The 18,150-nt window shown below is 38.1% G+C and carries 16 protein-coding genes; 13 read left to right on the top strand and 3 right to left on the bottom strand.

Features of this window, described 5'->3' with window-relative positions:
- Position 1: 1 nt before the first annotated feature.
- On the top strand, positions 2 to 406 hold the full coding sequence (locus tag BN8908_RS10200; RefSeq protein WP_021987472.1) for a hypothetical protein: 405 nt from the start codon (positions 2 to 4) through the stop codon (positions 404 to 406).
- 242 nt (positions 407 to 648) lie between these two features.
- Here the strand turns inward: BN8908_RS10200 and BN8908_RS10195 are convergent, their stop codons facing one another.
- Together BN8908_RS10195 and BN8908_RS10190 are read right to left on the bottom strand one after the other, a co-directional pair.
- Positions 649 to 1,563, bottom strand: coding sequence for an RluA family pseudouridine synthase (locus tag BN8908_RS10195; protein WP_068690398.1), 915 nt, complete (start codon positions 1,561 to 1,563; stop codon positions 649 to 651).
- Positions 1,564 to 1,640: 77 nt separating this feature from the next.
- Positions 1,641 to 3,488, bottom strand: a complete 1,848-nt coding sequence (locus BN8908_RS10190; protein WP_021987474.1) for a biotin/lipoyl-containing protein — start codon at positions 3,486 to 3,488, stop codon at positions 1,641 to 1,643.
- Positions 3,489 to 3,838: 350 nt separating this feature from the next.
- Between BN8908_RS10190 and coaD the strand changes: the two genes are divergently transcribed.
- Together coaD and BN8908_RS10180 are read left to right on the top strand one after the other, a co-directional pair.
- Positions 3,839 to 4,330, top strand: a complete 492-nt coding sequence (gene coaD / locus BN8908_RS10185; RefSeq protein WP_021987475.1) for a pantetheine-phosphate adenylyltransferase — start codon at positions 3,839 to 3,841, stop codon at positions 4,328 to 4,330.
- Positions 4,331 to 4,332: 2 nt separating this feature from the next.
- Entirely contained in the window at positions 4,333 to 5,478 is a 1,146-nt protein-coding gene (locus BN8908_RS10180) for a serine hydrolase domain-containing protein (RefSeq protein WP_068690397.1), read from the top strand.
- A gap of 61 nt (positions 5,479 to 5,539) precedes the next feature.
- On the opposite strand, the gene glyA is transcribed toward BN8908_RS10180, so the two are convergent.
- Complete coding sequence (glyA, locus tag BN8908_RS10175) at positions 5,540 to 6,820, bottom strand: serine hydroxymethyltransferase (protein ID WP_021987477.1); 1,281 nt, start codon at positions 6,818 to 6,820, stop codon at positions 5,540 to 5,542.
- 404 nt (positions 6,821 to 7,224) lie between these two features.
- Here glyA and BN8908_RS10170 point away from each other — a divergent pair, with 404 nt between their 5' ends.
- From BN8908_RS10170 to cmr6, 10 genes are all read left to right on the top strand, one after another.
- Positions 7,225 to 7,725, top strand: coding sequence for a hypothetical protein (locus BN8908_RS10170; RefSeq protein WP_021987478.1), 501 nt, complete (start codon positions 7,225 to 7,227; stop codon positions 7,723 to 7,725).
- Between the two features lie 139 nt (positions 7,726 to 7,864).
- Positions 7,865 to 8,896: a CRISPR system precrRNA processing endoribonuclease RAMP protein Cas6 gene (cas6, locus tag BN8908_RS10165; protein WP_068690396.1), complete on the top strand. Its 1,032-nt coding sequence runs from the start codon at positions 7,865 to 7,867 to the stop codon at positions 8,894 to 8,896.
- 11 nt (positions 8,897 to 8,907) lie between these two features.
- Entirely contained in the window at positions 8,908 to 11,193 is a 2,286-nt protein-coding gene (locus tag BN8908_RS10160) for a CorA family divalent cation transporter (RefSeq protein WP_148453273.1), read from the top strand.
- Positions 11,190 to 11,591, top strand: coding sequence for a hypothetical protein (locus tag BN8908_RS10155; protein WP_068690395.1), 402 nt, complete (start codon positions 11,190 to 11,192; stop codon positions 11,589 to 11,591). Before BN8908_RS10160 ends, BN8908_RS10155 begins: the two co-directional genes overlap by 4 nt.
- A 4-nt stretch (positions 11,592 to 11,595) precedes the next feature.
- Positions 11,596 to 13,290, top strand: coding sequence for a hypothetical protein (locus tag BN8908_RS18805; RefSeq protein ID WP_068690391.1), 1,695 nt, complete (start codon positions 11,596 to 11,598; stop codon positions 13,288 to 13,290).
- A 1-nt stretch (position 13,291) separates the two neighbouring features.
- On the top strand, positions 13,292 to 14,923 hold the full coding sequence (gene cas10 / locus BN8908_RS10145) for a type III-B CRISPR-associated protein Cas10/Cmr2 (RefSeq protein ID WP_068690390.1): 1,632 nt from the start codon (positions 13,292 to 13,294) through the stop codon (positions 14,921 to 14,923).
- A gap of 6 nt (positions 14,924 to 14,929) precedes the next feature.
- The gene (locus tag BN8908_RS10140; protein ID WP_068690389.1) at positions 14,930 to 16,039 is read left to right on the top strand and encodes a type III-B CRISPR module-associated Cmr3 family protein; all 1,110 of its coding nucleotides are present in this window, start codon (positions 14,930 to 14,932) and stop codon (positions 16,037 to 16,039) included.
- Positions 16,040 to 16,051: 12 nt separating this feature from the next.
- Positions 16,052 to 16,963, top strand: coding sequence for a type III-B CRISPR module RAMP protein Cmr4 (gene cmr4 / locus BN8908_RS10135; protein ID WP_068690387.1), 912 nt, complete (start codon positions 16,052 to 16,054; stop codon positions 16,961 to 16,963).
- Between the two features lie 31 nt (positions 16,964 to 16,994).
- Positions 16,995 to 17,369 carry a hypothetical protein gene (locus tag BN8908_RS10130; protein WP_148453269.1) on the top strand — a complete coding sequence of 125 codons (375 nt, stop codon included), beginning with the start codon at positions 16,995 to 16,997 and terminating at the stop codon, positions 17,367 to 17,369.
- A 1-nt stretch (position 17,370) separates the two neighbouring features.
- On the top strand, positions 17,371 to 18,147 hold the full coding sequence (gene cmr6 / locus BN8908_RS10125) for a type III-B CRISPR module RAMP protein Cmr6 (RefSeq protein ID WP_161945864.1): 777 nt from the start codon (positions 17,371 to 17,373) through the stop codon (positions 18,145 to 18,147).
- Positions 18,148 to 18,150 lie beyond the last annotated feature (3 nt).

Below are 18,150 nucleotides of genomic sequence, written 5' to 3'. Positions count from 1 at the left end.
AATGAATAAGACCGATTGGCAAAAAGAGTTGGCTGAATATGCCGATAATGAAGAAATTCTTCAGGTATATGAAGATTGGGGAAATTCCGGATATTTACAAGAGGTATTCCGGTTGTTGAACGAATTCAACCCGGATTGGAATAAAGAAAAAGAGTTGGGAAGCTGGGCTGCTGAATTTATATTGGATATGCTGGAAGAGGCGGAGGAAGAATTGGAGGATTCGACGCCGGAAAATCGGGAAGAGCTTTTCAGAGAAATGCTGGAAGAGCGTTATGAGGATTTCCGCAATGGGCATCAGTTTGCACGTATAAATAATGTCGCTATTCAGGCAACCGGAGATTCTCCGGAAAATATTCGTGAAAATGCAGCGGCTGAAGGAGAGAAAATCGGCTTTCCGGTTTTATGATTTCCGGTTTTAGAGCATGCTGGAAAGATTTGTTTTTAAATTGTCAGTAAAATCCGGCATTAAATCGGTCGATTGGGATTTTCCAAATCGGTTCAGTACGAAAAAAAGGAGCATAATGTAATATTTATATGCTTTATTATCAATGTATTATATGTTTTTGTTGTAAATTGAAATTACACAATGAGTCCGTCCCAGTGTGTAATTTTTATACGTTTACTCAAAAGTCGTAAATCCAAAAGCTTTTAGCTTTGCCTGTTTTTTACCTGCAATAGAAAATGCTTGGGGATTACTGTTTCGAATGTCATTTCTTTCCCGCTTTCCGGATGGATAAAATGGAGTTTAAAAGCATGTAAACATAATCGGTTCAACGGATTATAACGGGCTCCGTATTTTTTGTCTCCGGTAACGGGACATCCGGCTTCCTGCATGTGTACCCGGATCTGGTTTTTTCTGCCGGTTTCCAATTCCAATTCCAGGAGAGAAAATTGTTGGTTGCTTTTTAACACCCGGTAATGCGTAATGGCTAATTTACCCTCTTCGGCAGAAGCTTTATGTACAACTAAAGCCGTGTTTTCGGATATATAAGATTTTAGGGTACCTTCTTCCTGCTTCGGTTTACCTTCGACAACGGCGACGTATTTTCGTTCCGTGATCGCTTCGTTCCAATGCCGTTGTAATTTTTCCTGAACATTTTGGTTTTTGGCAAACATCATCAGGCCCGAAGTTTCGCGGTCCAGACGATGGAGTATAAAGATCCGGTGATATGGATTTTTTCTTTTTACATATTCACTGAGAATGTGGTAAGCCGTTTTTTCCCGGATCTTATCCGTAGCCATCGACAGCAGGCCGGCTGCTTTATTGACGACGATCAGGGAATCGTCTTCGTATACGATCTCTATTTTAGGGTGGCTGAACGGCAAATTTGCTTTATCGAATCCGACAGTGACTTTATCTCCTTTTTTCAAAGGCTTATCGAACTGGGTCGTCATACGGCCGTTGATACTGATTTGCCGGTGCGCAAGCAGGGATTTAACCGTCGTCCGGCTCAGGTGATTCAAAGATAGCAGTAAAAAATTCAATAAAGTATTTTCTTCCGTTACCTCTAAAGTTTGATTTTTGGGAGAGGAACGACGAGCTCCCTGACGACTTGTTTTCATAGTATGGATTTTGGGGGACAAAGATAACAAAAAATCCGGTGGAATATTCCACCGGATTTTTTATCATATAGTTGCCGTTAAGCTTCGATTTCGATTAATTTGGCACCGGCCTGAACGCTGGCTCCTTCTTTAACGAATATACGCTTTACGGTTCCGGCGTAGTCTGAAGCTATGTTGTTTTCCATCTTCATGGCTTCGAGGATAATTACAGATTGTCCTTTTGTTATTGCATCACCGGGTTTTACCTGTATTTTAAAGATATTCCCCGGCATCGGAGCTTCCACTACTTTTCCGGTGATCGGTTCTTCCTGTTTAACCGCAGTCGTTTCTTGTTTTACTTCTTCAGTTTTGTGTTGTGCCTGATAACGGGCTTCTTTTTGTTTGGTCAGGAAGTTTTTAGCAACTTGCGGGAACAATTCCAGCAACAATATTTCTTTTTCATTTTCAGCCAGTTTTACACCTCCGGCTTCCGCTAAAGTCGGGTTGGGCTGCATTTGGTATTTGGAGGTATCATAAGGGGTTTCTTCCCGGACACCGGCAATTTTCAAGCGGAATTCCGGATCAACGGGAACCGGTGTTTTTCCGTATTCGCCTTTAACCAATGCGACAAACTGGTTGGAGACATTGGAATACATCGGTTTCCCGGCTTTGATGTCCAATGCACAGTTTACAGCTTGAGCACCTACAATCTGACTGGTAGGAGTAACCAAAGGAGGCAAACCGGCAGATAAACGTACTGTCGGGATCAACTCCATCGCTTTTTCCAGAATATCCATGGAATTCAGTTGTTTCAACTGAGCGACCATGTTGGTATACATACCTCCGGGGATTTCAGCTTTCTTGACCAATTCGTTCGGTTTCGGGAAATTGAAATAAGCTTCAATAGCATGACACGCATCCAGTAAGGTTGTTTCGTCATTCGTTTGTGCAGCCTGGATGGCTTTATCAAACAGTTTATCGATTTCAGCCGGGAGTGTATCGGTCAGTGGATTGAACGGATTCGGGATTTGCTTAACAGCATCGAAAGCTTCCAATTCTTTACGGATACCCAACAGCTCTTTGTTGATCTGAGCAACGGCTTCCATGTTGATATCCAGTTCTACGCCGAGTTTCTTACAGAAAATATAGACTAATTCGATGGCCGGAGCTGCAGGACCGCCTGCAAAATTCCAGATATTGGTATCTACGATGTCTACACCTTTGATGATAGACATCAAAACGGCTCCTAAACCATAACCCGGCGTACAATGGGTATGAAAATCAATAGGAACTTTCAGATTTTGTTTGAATAAAGGTATTAATTCTGCTATGCGGGAAGGAGGCACCAAACCACTCATGTCTTTAATCGTGATCATATCAGCACCTAACGCTTCCATTTCCTTGGCTTTATTCAGAAAGTATTCATTGGTAAAAACCGGTTCCGGATTCTTTTTTCCTTTCAGCTTATCGAAAAAGCCGAGCTTCGGATATTTGGGGTCGATTGTATAGCAAACGGCACAATCGGCAATACCGCCGTATTGTTTAACGTATTTTACAGTTGACTTTACATTGTTTACGTCATTCAGAGCGTCAAAGATACGCATGATACCCAGCCCCGATTCAATAGCGTTTTTACAGAATCCGTCGATAATTTGATCGGTGTAAGGAGCGTATCCGAAAAGGTTACGACCCCGGGAAAGAGCGGTTAATTTAGAAACATCGCCGATTGCAGCTTTGATTTTCTCTAATCTGTCCCAGGGGTTTTCATTCAGGTAACGCATTACGGAATCGGGTACGGCACCACCCCATACTTCCATGGCATAGAAGCCCGCATTTTTGTAGTAAGGTAATACCCGGTCTACCTGTTGTTGATTCATACGGGTTGCGAAAGAAGATTGCTGCCCGTCACGTAACGTAAGATCTCTGATCAGTAGTTTCTTAGTCATAACAATAACTGTATTAATTCGTTAGATGTTTATTGTGTGGTTTGTCCTGCTGTGTTCATTGGGCGAGGGCAAAATAATTGTTTTTAGAACTCTACAAACTTATTAAATAAAATCCGAAATTGTATCAAATTCTAAGAAAATTATAGAAAAATTTCAGTATTTATTCTTGGAACGATAAGATAGATTATAAACTGTAAGTTTGTCGGCACTTTTTCTTTTTTTTCTTTCGTTTATAACGTTTGTTTATCTATGTTTGTATCCTTAAACCGGTCTGAGGTGTTAAAATGCCGGATATGTTGCTGTTCATCCTTTCCAGGCTTTTTGTCTCTTCCGACCTTTGATTTTAAATTATGGAAAAAATAGCAGTATTTCCCGGTTCTTTTGATCCTTTTACTGTCGGTCATGAAGAAATTGTAAACCGGGGGTTGAAGATTTTCGATAAAATTGTGATTGCTGTCGGAGTGAATGCTCTGAAAAAGGAATTTCTGGATGTCGATAGCCGGGTGCAATTAATACAGAAAGTTTTCTCTTATACGGATCGGGTTATTGTAGAACCTTATTCCGGCTTGACCGTTGATTTTTGTAAAGAGATGGGAGCGCCTATTATTATCAGAGGTTTGAGAACGGCGGCTGATTTTGAGTACGAACGGGCTGTAGGGCAGGCTAACCGGGCCATGGATTCGGAAATAGAGACGGTTTTTATTTTGACATCGACCGAACACACTTTTATCAGTTCCACGATTGTCCGCAATATATATATGAATGGAGGTAATATAGATCGTTTTTTGCCTTCCGGCTTGAAGACGGAGGATTTATGCAGGTTTGACAAAAAAAGTAAATGATTATGATGAGCAGAAAGCGGTTGCGGATCAGTTCGGCCATATTGGTACTGATCGCCCTGTTCTTTTTATGTATGCCTACCTATATGCGGGAGGCATTGATTCATTGGTATCCGGATATTTCCGATACCTATTTGTTTGCCTCCCATACGGTTGAAAAACCGGATACATGCTGGGAATGGCCGGTTGCTCCGGATTGTAACACCTATGTTTTGGACAGTGCCGATAATGCTTATCTTGACGAGTTGAAAACCGTGGCTTTTCTGGTTATACAAAATGACAGTATTTTGTATGAGGAATACCGGGAAGACTGGACTCCTCGAACCTTATCGAATATTTTTTCCGCGACGAAAAGTATTGTGGGGTTGTTGATCGGGGTCGCCTGCGATGAAGGGTATATCAAAAGTCTGGATGATCCGGTCGGTAAGTATCTGCCGGAATTTCAGCAAGGTGAAAAATCCAGGATTACGGTGCGTAATTTATTGACGATGAGTTCGGGTTTAAATTGGGACGAGGCTTATACGGCTCTTTTTTCCAAGACGACGCAGGCCTATTACGGGGACAATATACGGGAGTTGGTTATGGGACTCGAGCCGGAAACGGAACCGGGAAAGCAGTATTCATATAAGAGCGGGGATACCCAGCTTTTATCGTTTGTTTTGGAAGCGGCCACCGGCCGTACGATCAGTGATTATGCACAGGAGAAACTTTGGAAACCGATGCAGGCCTGCAACGATGCCTTGTGGAATTTGGATAAGAAGGGAGGAGATGAAAAATCTTATTGCTGCTTTAATACGACGGCCCGGGATGTGGCTCGTTTTGCCCGTTTGATGTTGCATAACGGGAATTGGAATGGGCGTCAATTGGTTTCTGAAGCTTATATGGCGGAAGCGATGGCTCCGGCTGCCTATCTGGAAAATGAGTTCGGGGACGGGGCGTTGGATTATTACGGCTTTCAGATATGGATTGTGCATTATAAAGGAATGCAATTCCCTGCATTTCGGGGATTAGGGGGACAGTATATTTTTGCTATCCCACAGAAAAATGCCATCGTTGTTCGTTTGGGACATAAGCGGAGCGATGAGTATAACCGGGAAAAGACAATCGATCTGGACCGTTATCTCGATATTGCTTTTAAAATCTTGAAATAAAAAATGTGATATAAAAAAACCGAAGGCTGAACCTTCGGTTTTTTATTTTTAATTTTGATGCTTACCAGGCAAACATCGGACGTGGATTCATCATGGCGTTCACTTCTTTCTTTACTTGTGCAATGACATTCTCATCATCGATGTTCGACAGGATCCGGTCGATCATATCTACAATTACAGTCATATCGGCTTCTTTCAGTCCGCGGGTTGTAATAGCAGGTGTGCCGACGCGTATACCGGATGTCTGGAACGGAGAACGGCTGTCAAACGGTACCATATTCTTGTTGATGGTAATATCGGCTTTTACCAATGTATTTTCAGCCTTTTTACCGGTTAATTCCGGGAATTTTGTACGTAAATCGATCAGCATGCAATGATTGTCAGTGCCGCCTGAAACAACTTTGTATCCTTTGTCAATGAAAGCCTGAGCCATAGCTTTGGCATTCTTTTGCATCTGTACAGCATATTCGGTATATGAATCAGAAAGAGCTTCTTCAAAGGCAACGGCTTTGGCAGCAATGACATGTTCCAGCGGACCGCCTTGTTGTCCCGGGAATACGGCAAAATTGAGTACTTGTGACATCATTTTGATTTCGCCTTTCGGTGTTGTTTGTCCCCATGGGTTCGGGAAATCTTTGGGCAGAAGAATCATACCTCCGCGCGGTCCCCGCAATGTTTTGTGAGTCGTGGTCGTTATGATGTGACAATATTCAAACGGGTTGTTCAACAAGCCTTTGGCGATTAAACCGGCCGGATGGGACATATCGCACATCAATAAAGCATTTACTTTGTCGGCGATTTCACGCATGCGTTTGTAATCCCAGTCTCTGGAATAGGCAGAAGCTCCGCAAACGATCATTTTGGGCTGATGTTCCAAGGCCAGTTTTTCCATTTCGTCATAATCAACCCTGCCGGTTTCCTCTTTTACATGATAAGGAACGGGTTTGTAGTTGATACCGGAAAGGTTAACGGGAGAACCGTGTGACAGGTGACCTCCGTGAGCTAAATCCAAACCCAAAAAAGTATCGCCCGGTTTCATACAGGCGAAGAAAACAGCTGCATTAGCCTGTGCGCCGGAATGCGGCTGAACGTTTGCATATTCGGCTCCGAATAATTTGCAAGCCCGGTCAATAGCCAACTGTTCTGTCTGGTCTACAATTTGACAACCGCCGTAATAACGGGCTCCGGGATAACCTTCTGCATATTTGTTGGTCAGGCAGGACCCCATAGCCTGCATTACTTCTTCACTGACAAAATTTTCTGAAGCAATCAGCTCAATACCTTCTTTTTGGCGATGGCATTCTTTTTCAATCAGATCAAATATTACTGTATCTCTTTTCATAACTGCTATTAAATTTGTAGAAATTTTTCTCAAATGTAGAGGTTTCATTCGGACTTAACAAATTTTCCGGAGGAATTCTGAAAACGTTTGAATCTCAGGTTCCGGATTCGGATATTCCGGTATTCATTTACGATCGGATCCGCAGATTTTACAGATACTACAGATTCATTTTTAATTAACGACCGGAGTCATTTGTCAATGTTGATTTGGGGTGTAAACGATCACTGAAACTTTTGATCTATGGGAAATCTGACGATCTGAAAATCCGCAAAAATTGTGGTTTTGATTTAAAATCTACAGACTGTATTTCGAATTACCTGAAAGAGAAAATTATGAGGTTTTTAGTTTCCCTTATACATCTTTCCTTTTTTTCTTTATTTTTGTAGTAATAAAAATAAGAAATTATGGAAAATCCTTTTGAAACAAATCAATTGAAGCGGCCTACATTTTTGACCGTATTGTGTATTTTAACCTTTATCGGTAGCGGTTGGGGCGTACTATCCCAATTATTTAGTCTTTTGTTTACAAATCTGGTGGATGTGAGTGCTCAGACCGAGCAGCTCAATACTATGATGGATAATATGGAATCCGGAGCCGGAACTTCTTTTCTTTCCGGTATCTTGAGTTCATCGCAGGAGGTTATGCAGGCGACGATGATGCATGCAAAGTCCATAGCTGTAATTAGTCTGGTACTTTCTTTATTGAGTTTATGCGGAGCTATTCTGATGTTTTCCCTTCGTCGTATCGGATTTTATATTTATACTGTCGCTCAATTGCTGCTGCTTTTCGTTGTACCCTATTTTGCCGGCTTTTCGATGATTGTCGTTATGGGAATGCTATTCTCGGCCTTATTTACCGTCGTTTTTATCATTTTGTATGCGCTGAATCTGAAAGCTATGCGTTAGATTTTTGCAAGAATTTTAGAAAAAGAGATCAGTAATGATCTCTTTTTTTTGTATACATTTAGTTGTTTTAATAGAAATTAATGATTATATTGCAAATACAATTGTTGTGTATTTATTTATAATTCATATAATATAATTAATGGAAAACTGGAATCAATATATCGAATCCTTGGTTTATCATCGCTTAGAGGTGCGTATTATGGCAAAGAACGATGGCTTTTGGAATGCATGGCCGGGAGCTGTGATACGGAATAATTTATTATATGCCTGTGCAAACGTTTGCGTAAGGAAGGATATTTCTTTGCTGGATGTCCTTGAACGTTTTCCGCTGAAAGAAACTCATCCTTTATATAAAAATTTGACTGGAGGTTTCCCTAAAGGGCTTGTGCTCAAGTTAGGACCGGAATTAATGCATGCCTATGAACCCCGACGATTTATCCGCCGGGGAGAGATATTGTCTTTTTCTTTGTTATTGATAGGAAACCATGCCGTTTATTATAAATATTACGTTGAAGCATTACGGCAAATGTGTGCCAGAGGAATAGGGCATCCGATGGAGCCTTTTAACTTGGTGGATATTTGTGAACGGCATCCGGTTTTGGGGATCCGGCGGATTGCTTCCGAAACTACAAAGAAAGTGGAAAAGTTACAAATGCCGGTTACATTTGAGGATTTTGCCCGGTTCAAGTGTTTTCCGGGTCTGACAATTTCTTTTCAGACACCCGTTTTGCTGCATGAAAACCGACTCGGTAAAGTAAGAAGTTCGGGTTATCAGGAAAAGTTGAACGGTTTTCCCAGCTATTATCAGTTTGTGCGTTCTGTGGCCTTTCGTAGTTTGAAATTAGCCGTGTTGTATGTATATCCGGAAAATGCTGCCTATTGCCGGGAGGCATACGAATGTATCGACCATTACTTGGAGCGGGCGTGTATTCCTTTGTTACAAAGGGCAGCACTGGAAAGAATCTCATTAGCAGGAACCCCAAAAGAAGGGGAGAAAAAATCGATACTTTTTCACGGTTATATCGGGGAGATAGACTATTCCGACCGTACTTCTGACTACCGGCAATTGATGTTATATATGCAGGAACTCGGGGTCGGTAACGACACCATATACGGCCTCGGCCAATATCGGATAAATAGTTGGAAAAATTATCGCAATGAACAAATATAAATGTCGAATATATGAAAATAAAGATTTTTTTATTAGGAGGATATGATTTGGAGATGATGGAGATAGCTGTTTTGTTAGAACAGCAAGGAATCTGTTTTTTTGATCGGCATTTGAATTGGGAGAAAGCTGTTTTATCTGCATATAGAGAAGAGTTGGAAAAATATGGGAATCAGCCTGAGACAACTATTTTTGGGGTAGAGTTACAGGATGATGGGATAGCTTCCCGATATACCAATTATGTTCGGATTGATCACCACGGTGATTATAGTGGGCGTCCTTCTTCTTTGGAGCAGGTAGCTGCTTTGCTGGAATATCCTTTGACCCGGTGGCAGTTTTTGGTAGCAGCTAATGATTCGGAGTATATTCCGGGTATGCTGAAGAGGGGGGCTGTTCGGGAAGAAATTGATAGAATACGTCGGGAAGATCGGGCGGCTCAGGGGGTAACCCCAAATGAAGAACAATTGGCCGAGAGAGCGATTGCCGAAAATCTCGAAGAATATGCTAATTTGAAAATCGTTCGTGCTTTTTCGGATCGCTTTTCCCCTATTTGTGATCGTCTCTGGCCATATGAAAGTTTATTGGTTTATACTGATGAAACCTTGTGCTATTATGGAAAAAGGACCGATAAATTAATTGATATTTACATTAAAGATAAAATTCAGCCGCCTCCTCTGTATTATGGGGGAGGACCTTCCGGTTATATAGGAACAAAGGGGAAGTGGGATGTGGAACGTATCCTGAGGTTGAAACGTCAGATTATAAAGTATATTACTGTGAATAGTTATCATATTTTTTATTTTCCATTTAAATGGGACGTTCTAGGTCGCGAATATGCGACTTTTTCAGAAGAAGTGAATCTCGGGCAGATACAACCGCAGTCATATAGTGAATGGGAAGCGAATTCAGAGCCGGATGAACAGGAAAAGCAGGAGTTATATAATGAAAAAAATTATTATTTTGAATTTGTGCATCCTGTTCTGTACGATAGTACCAATGAAAATACTCTATTGAAACATTATGAACGAAAAGAACCGAAGTATAAAAAAGTTTTTTATCATATTGATATCACTAAGGATAAAGGTGAAGTAAAATCTCGTAGATTCCATTATCGGTTGCGGGTAGATTCCATTAATCTGAATTTTTATTCTACCGGAGTAGGGATGCTGACTTTTTATTTGGAAAATACAGATTATAAAGAACCTCAGGCTATTTTGGATATAAACCAGTATGGTCGCCGGATATTTCCGCCTTTTTATGCGGATATTGAGGGGAGAGGTGAAATTGCAGAATCTATCCGGATTGAGGGGTTGGAAGGAGAAAAATTCAGGTATCAGGAAGATTTTAAAGGCTATCGGACGGATTCAACTTGGTGTCCGGGGGCGTTTATTTGTAATTTGATTTCTGATCTGATGCAGAATTTGGAAATCACACCGGTGATTGACGACAGAATGTTTGTCAATTGTTGGTATGGAAATGATGATGTAGCTAAAGAATTCCGGATACCTGGGGATCTATTGGAGGAAATAAGAGAAAAAAATAAAGAAGAACAGCAAAAAAAACATTTTGAAAAATTTCTGGAAAAAGACTTTTGGTATAAATATGTGTTTGTCGATGCTGATTTCCCTTGTTGTAGTAACGGAGAAATGAAAGCAGAACTTTTAAAGATGGCTACTTATACGCGTTGGCAAGGAACGGGAAGTCTTTATGGGGTTTCACGTTATTCGATGGTGTTACTTACAGATGAAAATTTATTCGCAAAAGATGTATTACAGGTTTACATGCGAACCGTTTATTCTCGGATGATAGAATTGGTTTTGGTACAAAGAGCTTCCATGCTGCGTTTTTCAGGTGAGGTGACGGTTTTAAGTCAGTTGACGAAAGAGAATTACAGGGATAATGCGATAAAAATAGCTTCCTTGTATAAAGAATATATCCGGTTTGTGAATCAGATTTTTTTCCGGTCGGTTACTTCTCAGGAGCAAGGTATCGAGTTGTATCAGATTTTAGGAAAACAATTTCAGATAGAAGAACAGATAGAAGATTTGGAGTCTGAAATCGGTGAATTGCATCAGTATATCTCTTTATTAATCGACTCCAACCGGAACGAACAGGGGGCTCATTTAAATGTATTGGCTGCGTTGTTTTTGCCTGCTACGATTATTACCGGATTTTTTGGGATGAATTCTATTTTTCAGAGTGAATTTGAGGGACGGTCGCTGGCTATTCAGGTTCCCATACTTTTGATGGTGACAATAGGTATTTATTTGTGGTTAAAGTATAGAAAAACGAAGTTATGAAAAAAGAATCGTTGTTGGCAGGTGTTTTTGGAATATTCCTGCTGGTGTTAATTATTTTGTTTGCATGTTTTTACCGTCTTTGTTATTTAAAGCTATTAATTGTAATAACTGCGATGACTTTAGCATTTATTGCCTATTTGATCGTAATGACTATTATGGTGAAATGTACAACTCGTTTAAAAGAGAAGGAACTGGAAGATGAATACAGTGATAATGAATTTCAACGAAAGCAAAAAATGAAATTACTGGACAGAGGAATGTATAGGTTGGAAGAGTTAGAGAAAAAGTTGATAAATATGGAAGATCGTCTTGTTGCTGGAGAAGTCGAACCTATAAAAGAGGAATTGCAAAAATTGAATCAAAGTATTCAGGAATTGAAAAGTTATTTCAAACAATAATTATATGTATAGACTGGAAGTAAAACTAAAACAGCATACGCCCTTGATCCACTTTCAGTGGCAGCAAGCAGGGGCTACTTTGCGGGCTTCGGAGGTAAAACCACGGCTTGATCGATTTATCTTGACGAAGTTAGGAAAGACATGTACACAGGAGGAAAATAATTCTGGTAAATATGATCTATACGATGCAGAATGGATCACTCAATTATGCCGGTGGACTGAAGAAGCGAAAAATTGGAATAGTCAACTTCCCCGCTTGCAGAGAAAAGAATGGGATCAGTTGGATGAATATGGACGGGGATGTTTAATAGCTGCCATGAAAAATTGGTTTATAGGGGAAGGAGCTCATCCTGCTTTAGATTATAAGATGAATATTATCCCGGAAAGTTATATAGTAGAGGGAAGTACAATCCGATTGGCAGGAAAAGATCAGCACTTTGACAATCAATGTTTGGAATTAGAATTGAAAGGGAAAAATGCTGAATATAACTACAGTAATGAATCACGGATGTATTATATTACTGCTCAATTGTATAATAATGCTGAAGATGAAAAAAATGATAAACGGTATGATGAAATAATTAGTAAGGGTATACGTTGTTTAGACGGAACTCCTTTTTTTGCCCAGGAAGAGCAGAAAGTAAAATTAATCACAGGTTCTGGAGCAAATTTTAAATTTCAGAGTGGAGTTTGGGAGAAGCTGGAAAAGAAAGGAATTTTATATCCAGGGTGGATAAATTTGACGTGTAGAAGTTTTTATCAGGATATAAATCATTTGCTAGAAGTTTATATCCGGGAATTTTTTGCGTGTACAAATTTTGGAACACGGCAGAGTAAAGGATTTGGAGGATTTATGGTGTTGGCTAAAGCAGATGAAAGTGGTGTGTACAATACATGGACATTAACAGACTTAGAGAAAGTATGGAAAGCCAATTTTGCTTTTGCCTATAGTAAAGAAGTGAAAAATACACAACGTACTTTCTTCCAAACCATCCAGAAAGATTACAGATTGTTGAAGTCTGGGAGAGCTAAATTAGGAGGAGAAACGTATGCCAAGGCTAAGATGTTCCGTTATGGACTTCGTATGAAAGAAAAATATCGTTGGGAGAAAAGGTTTATTAAAAGAGCTGTACATAACGTTGTCCCTTTAAAGGCAGATCATGCACCTTGGTATGATGATAGCAAAGCTGTGTGGGAGGATGTTCCAGAACCGAACTATATTTATTTAAGAGCTGTTTTGGGACTTGCAGAACAGTATGAATTTCTAGTTAATAGTGAGGATAAAAAGGAAAAATTGATTATTGAAATAGACAGTTGTAATAAAAGTATTCAGCGTATAGCTTCTCCTTTATTATTTAAAGTGATTGGACAAACGATTTATTTACTTGGAAATGACATTCCTGATGAAATAAAAGGAAAAGGTTTTTGTTTTTCTTATTATTTAAAAAGTAGAGGAAAAAAAAGTGCAAGAAAGGTTAGGATCTTTCAGAATAAAAAAGCCATAGAAGAGTTAGTTATTCCGAAAGATTTTTCTTTACCTGAATTTATTGAATACGCTTTAAATGATGCCTTATGTACTCGTAAGTATAATTATTCGAATGCTAGACAAGCAGGGAGATCGGATGTTAGCAAAGAAAAAATACAATATGAGAATGATGATGCTCCATTAGGATATACAAAAATATTTAATAAAAAGTAGGATGAGAAAATATATTTGCATGACTATCGGGCCGATAGTGAATACTTTAATAAAAGCGAGAAAAACACGTGAAACATGGATGAGTAGTTTCCTTTTTTCGACTCTGATGAAAATTTTAGTTTCTAAAGTAGGAAACAGAGAACAAATTATCATTCCATATTCAGAAGACAATTTTGAATTACAAGGAGTTGGACTGTATCCGGACCATCTTGTATATTACTGTAAGGATAATTCTGTCCCGGATCTGGATGCTTTGATAGAGGAAGCCCGGGAAGAATTATTGAAAGAGATTATCGGAATAGATGAAAAAGGGAACATTTTATCTAAAATCGGAGATTATCCGGTAGAGGTTCTTCGAAAATTTTTGAAAGATTATTTGCTGATTTATTATTTTGTTCTCGATGTTTCAGTTCTACCAGAAGAAGACAAGAAAGAAAAAAATTTTCTGACATTATTAGATCAAGTATTTAATACCATTGAATTGCAAGGGAAAGTAACTCCCTATGGGACTTTTAAACTAACTGATCTATTCCGGATGATTCCAAAGATGGCGTTGTATGAAAAAGCTTTTGTTGAAAATCAAATGAAGCGGATGCCTTCTTTAGTTGAAATTGCCACTAAAGGCCTATATGGATTAGATCGGGTAAAATATGAGAAGTTGGTTTGGAATAAAATAATAATGACAGATGAAGCTGAAGATACTGATTTCTTGGAAGGAATAAAAGCAGCATTTCCTGAGAACTTTAAAAATCACCATAAGTATGTGGCTGTAATTCAATCGGATGGTGATAAAATGGGGAAGTTTAACCAAAGATATATAGATTATTATCTTCAGACTCATCCAGATTCTTCAGAGAATGCCATACAAGAGGTGTCGAATGCTTTATTCAAATGGGCAAAAGGAGCGGCTAAAAGAATCAAAACTTATGGGGGAATCCCTGTATATGCGGGAGGAGACGACCTATTTTTCTTTGCTCCATTAAGAGATGAAGAAGAAAATAATACTTTGTTTCATTTGTTGGAAGAATTGAATGTTGATTTTACTGCTTGTATGAGTGAATTGCTTGGGGAGCAAAAAGAGGGAGGCATATTGCCAACTTTGTCCTTTGGGGTATCTATTACTTATTATAAGTATCCATTAGGAGAGGCACATCAGGCAGCTTTTGATTTGATGTATGAAATGAAAGCTAATGGTGGGAATGGAATCCGTTGTAAAATTTTACGTCATAGTGGATCTGATTTTGATTTTTGTATGCATTTCGGTTCAACTCTATGGGAGAAGTTTGAAGAGTTGTTGACTTATGAGAATTTAGATGAGAATGTTCTATGGGGAGTAACGCGTTGCTTAAGAGGACATCAGGCTGTGTTTAAAGCAATGATTGGAAATATTGAAAAACAAAAATTATTGGACAACATTACTATACAGAATAAAAAAGATAGAATACAACAGTTTTTTATTCATAATGTCGAAGGGTACCAGGAGGATGCAAAAGATTCTTTTTTGGGTAAGGTTGAAAAGTTAGTAGAAGAAATATATACTATTATATTATCAGAAAAAACCGATCCGATGTTGTTGATATATGATGTATTGCGGATAGTTAAATTTATTAATGGTTTAGAAGAAGTAAAATAACGAATTATGGGATTTACTTATAAAATATGTATAAAACCGGTTGGTACTTATTTTTTGGGAGGAGAAAAGACATTTGTAGATGATGATGAGCGTGCCAACTATAGGGTAGAGTCACGTCCAATACCTCAGCAAACAACTATCTTAGGAATGTTGAGATATGCTTTACGAAGTGGATTATTATCATTGAAAAATTCTGATGATAAATTAGAGTTAACTCAATTGATTGGAGCTTATGGTTTTGATGGGACGGATCGTCCGATCGGAATTATTGAGCGTCTTTCTCCACTGTTTCTTTGGCATGAAAAATATGGGCTAATGGAAGAGGCTGGATTATATTTCCAACTAGAGGATAAAGAAAAATGGACTCAGATTCAATATAGACCCTGGAAAGCAGAACGTGTTATTTCGGGTGTAGTAAACCGACAAGCTTTAGCACCCCGTTTGTTAGCTTTTGATTATAAACATGAGCGTCCAAAAGCATGGCGTTATAAAATGAATGAAAGAGAGAATATTTTAACTTATGATGAAATTTTTTTTAGCAAGGAACAGGTCGGAAACTTGAAGAATAGAGAGGATATTGATGATGATAAAGGATTCTTTAAACAGATACGTTATAGTATGGCTAAGGAATTTTCTTTTTGCATGTATATACAAACCGAAAAGGAATTGAAAGAAAATGTTTCTTTTCTGGCCTTTATGGGAGGAGATCAGAGTGAGTTTAGAGTGAAAATTTTTAAAGAAGATTTTAGTTTTGAGGTAAAATTAGAAGAATATCCAGAATCAGAGGGTAGAGTTGTATTATTGTCAGATTGTTTTATACCAGAAGAATTACTGCGGTATTGTGAGTTTGCCTTGATCGATACATTGAATTTTCGTTATATCCGAACCTTGACAAAAATGACTGATTTTAGTGATATGGACAGGACAAAATATATGGCCTTTGATACAGATGAGAAGCGGACTGCCGTAAGCCAACTGCCCCGTAAAAGTGAAGATATAAAACTGGTGACAAGGGGAGCTGTATTTTATTGTCATAATGTAAACAAATTTGTAGAAGGTATAATTAATCATCCTTTTCATCGGATTGGGTATAATTATTGTCGGATAGAATTATAAAAATAAAGAGATATGAAAAATCAAGTAAATGCCTATTTAATTTGTTGTCAAACAAATTTACACGTTGGAAATGGAAAAAGTGATCAAGGGATTATTGACAATTTAGTTCAGCGTGATCATATTGATGAAACTCCGATAATTAATGCCTCTAGCTTAAAGGGGGCTTTAAGAGAATATGCCAGAATACAATGGGGAGAAGATAAAGATAAGTTTAATAAAATAGAATTAATTTTTGGAAGTGAGAATCCGGCCGGACAGAAAAAGAGTGAGGAAAATCAATCCCCTGGAAAACGGAAAGTGGTAAAGGGAGAGACAATATTTCATGATGCTATGTTATTGGCTTTGCCGATGAGGAGTAATATACGTCCTTATTTTCTGGCAACATGTCCTATGATCCTGAATAAAATTTGTGATATGGCAAAGATCATGTTTGAAAATAGTGAACAGATAGAATTTTTTCAAAATCTAACAAAGATGACGAAAAAATTGAAGGAAAGCAATGTGAATTTGCCTTGTACTTCAGATGGAAATAACATCAGAGGTCAATATTTTATAGAATATGCAGATCGATTCTCTTCTAATAATAAAGTGACCGATATAATGAAAAAGCTTTTCCCTTCTGAAGATTGGGTTATCTTTTCAGATCAGGAATTTAAAGATTTGGTAAGTGATTATAATTTACCGGTTGTTGCCAGAAATTATTTGAATAATGGTGAAAGTAAGAATCTTTTCTATGAACAGATAGTGCCTCGCCAAAGTCGGTTTATCTTTTTTGTAAGTAGTTATGCCAATGATCTATCGAAAGAATCGGATGCTAATAACTTTTTTGATGAATTGATAAAGATGGGTAAATGTGTACAAATTGGCGCTAACGGTTCGATTGGTTATGGTTATTGTGTTGTTAAAAATGTAAAAGAAGTATAGAAAGGGGGATTTCATGATTAATAAGAAGAGAATGGAAAAAATGTTGGTTGCTGCAGATAAAGCGTTACAATCAACAGGTATATTAAAAAAGAATAATGAAGGAGTATGGTTAGTTGATAAATCGGAATATGAAGCTTATTTAGCTGGTTTTGGAGCGATTGTCATTAACTTAGGATTGAAGTCTGCTATTATTTATTATCATAATTCCAGAAAAATTATATTAACTGCTATTGGAGAAGTATTATCAGAGTTTCCGGAAAGAAATTTGGGAAAAAATGCTGAAGAATTGAAAGAAATGGTGGTTCGAGAAGATCTTCGTTTAAATGATCATATACAATGGATTGTAGATGCTTCGGTTGCTTTGAAAATGATGATCCGTACTTATGGTATTAAAAAAGATAAATAATATGAATGGTAATTTAGGTTTAAAATATAACCGTTTGTATTGGGAAAAAGGATTTAATATAGATGAGGGTGAATTTTCTCAATATGAGGATGTGGAGAATTGTTTCTATTCTTCAACAGAACATTATTTTGAATTAGAGACGGTTTATCCTGGGTTGTTAACAGGGATTGGTTGGATACATGAGAGAGGTGAAAAAGAAGATACTGGTTTGAAATTAGGATTTTATTTCGACTATACGACTGGTATGCCCGCAATTCCGGGTTCCTCTATTAAAGGATGTATACGGAGTGTTTTTCCTCAGTATGACCAGGAGGATAATGAGGATTCCGTAAAAACAAAGCAGTTGAGAGAGGAAAAAGAAAATTATGTAATCTCTCTATTGGAAAAATTGAAAATTGAAAATACTGGTTTTTCTATTAAGGATTTGGAAAATGAGATTTTTAGGGGAATGAATACGAATGAAGAACCTTTGGGAATTTATAAAAGGGATATTTTTTATGATGCCTTTATTCTTGGTAGGAAGGGTAAGTTTTTAGGAATTGATACATTAGCTCCTCATGCAACTTTGAGTGAGGATTATTCTAAAAGCTTGCTTAAAAATCCCAACCCTGTTTCATTTTTGAAAATTTTACCTGGAATTAAATTCCGGTTTAATTTTGATCTGAAAGATGGATTGATTCAAGCTGATAAAAAACTTGAATTGTTTAAATATATATTACTAGAACGGGGAATTGGAGCCAAAACGAATGTTGGATATGGTTGTTTGAAGGCTTGTTAACAT

The organism is Culturomica massiliensis (genome assembly GCF_900091655.1).
Lineage (GTDB): Bacteria > Bacteroidota > Bacteroidia > Bacteroidales > Marinifilaceae > Culturomica > Culturomica massiliensis.
This window is presented reverse-complemented; position numbering and strand designations above follow the sequence as displayed.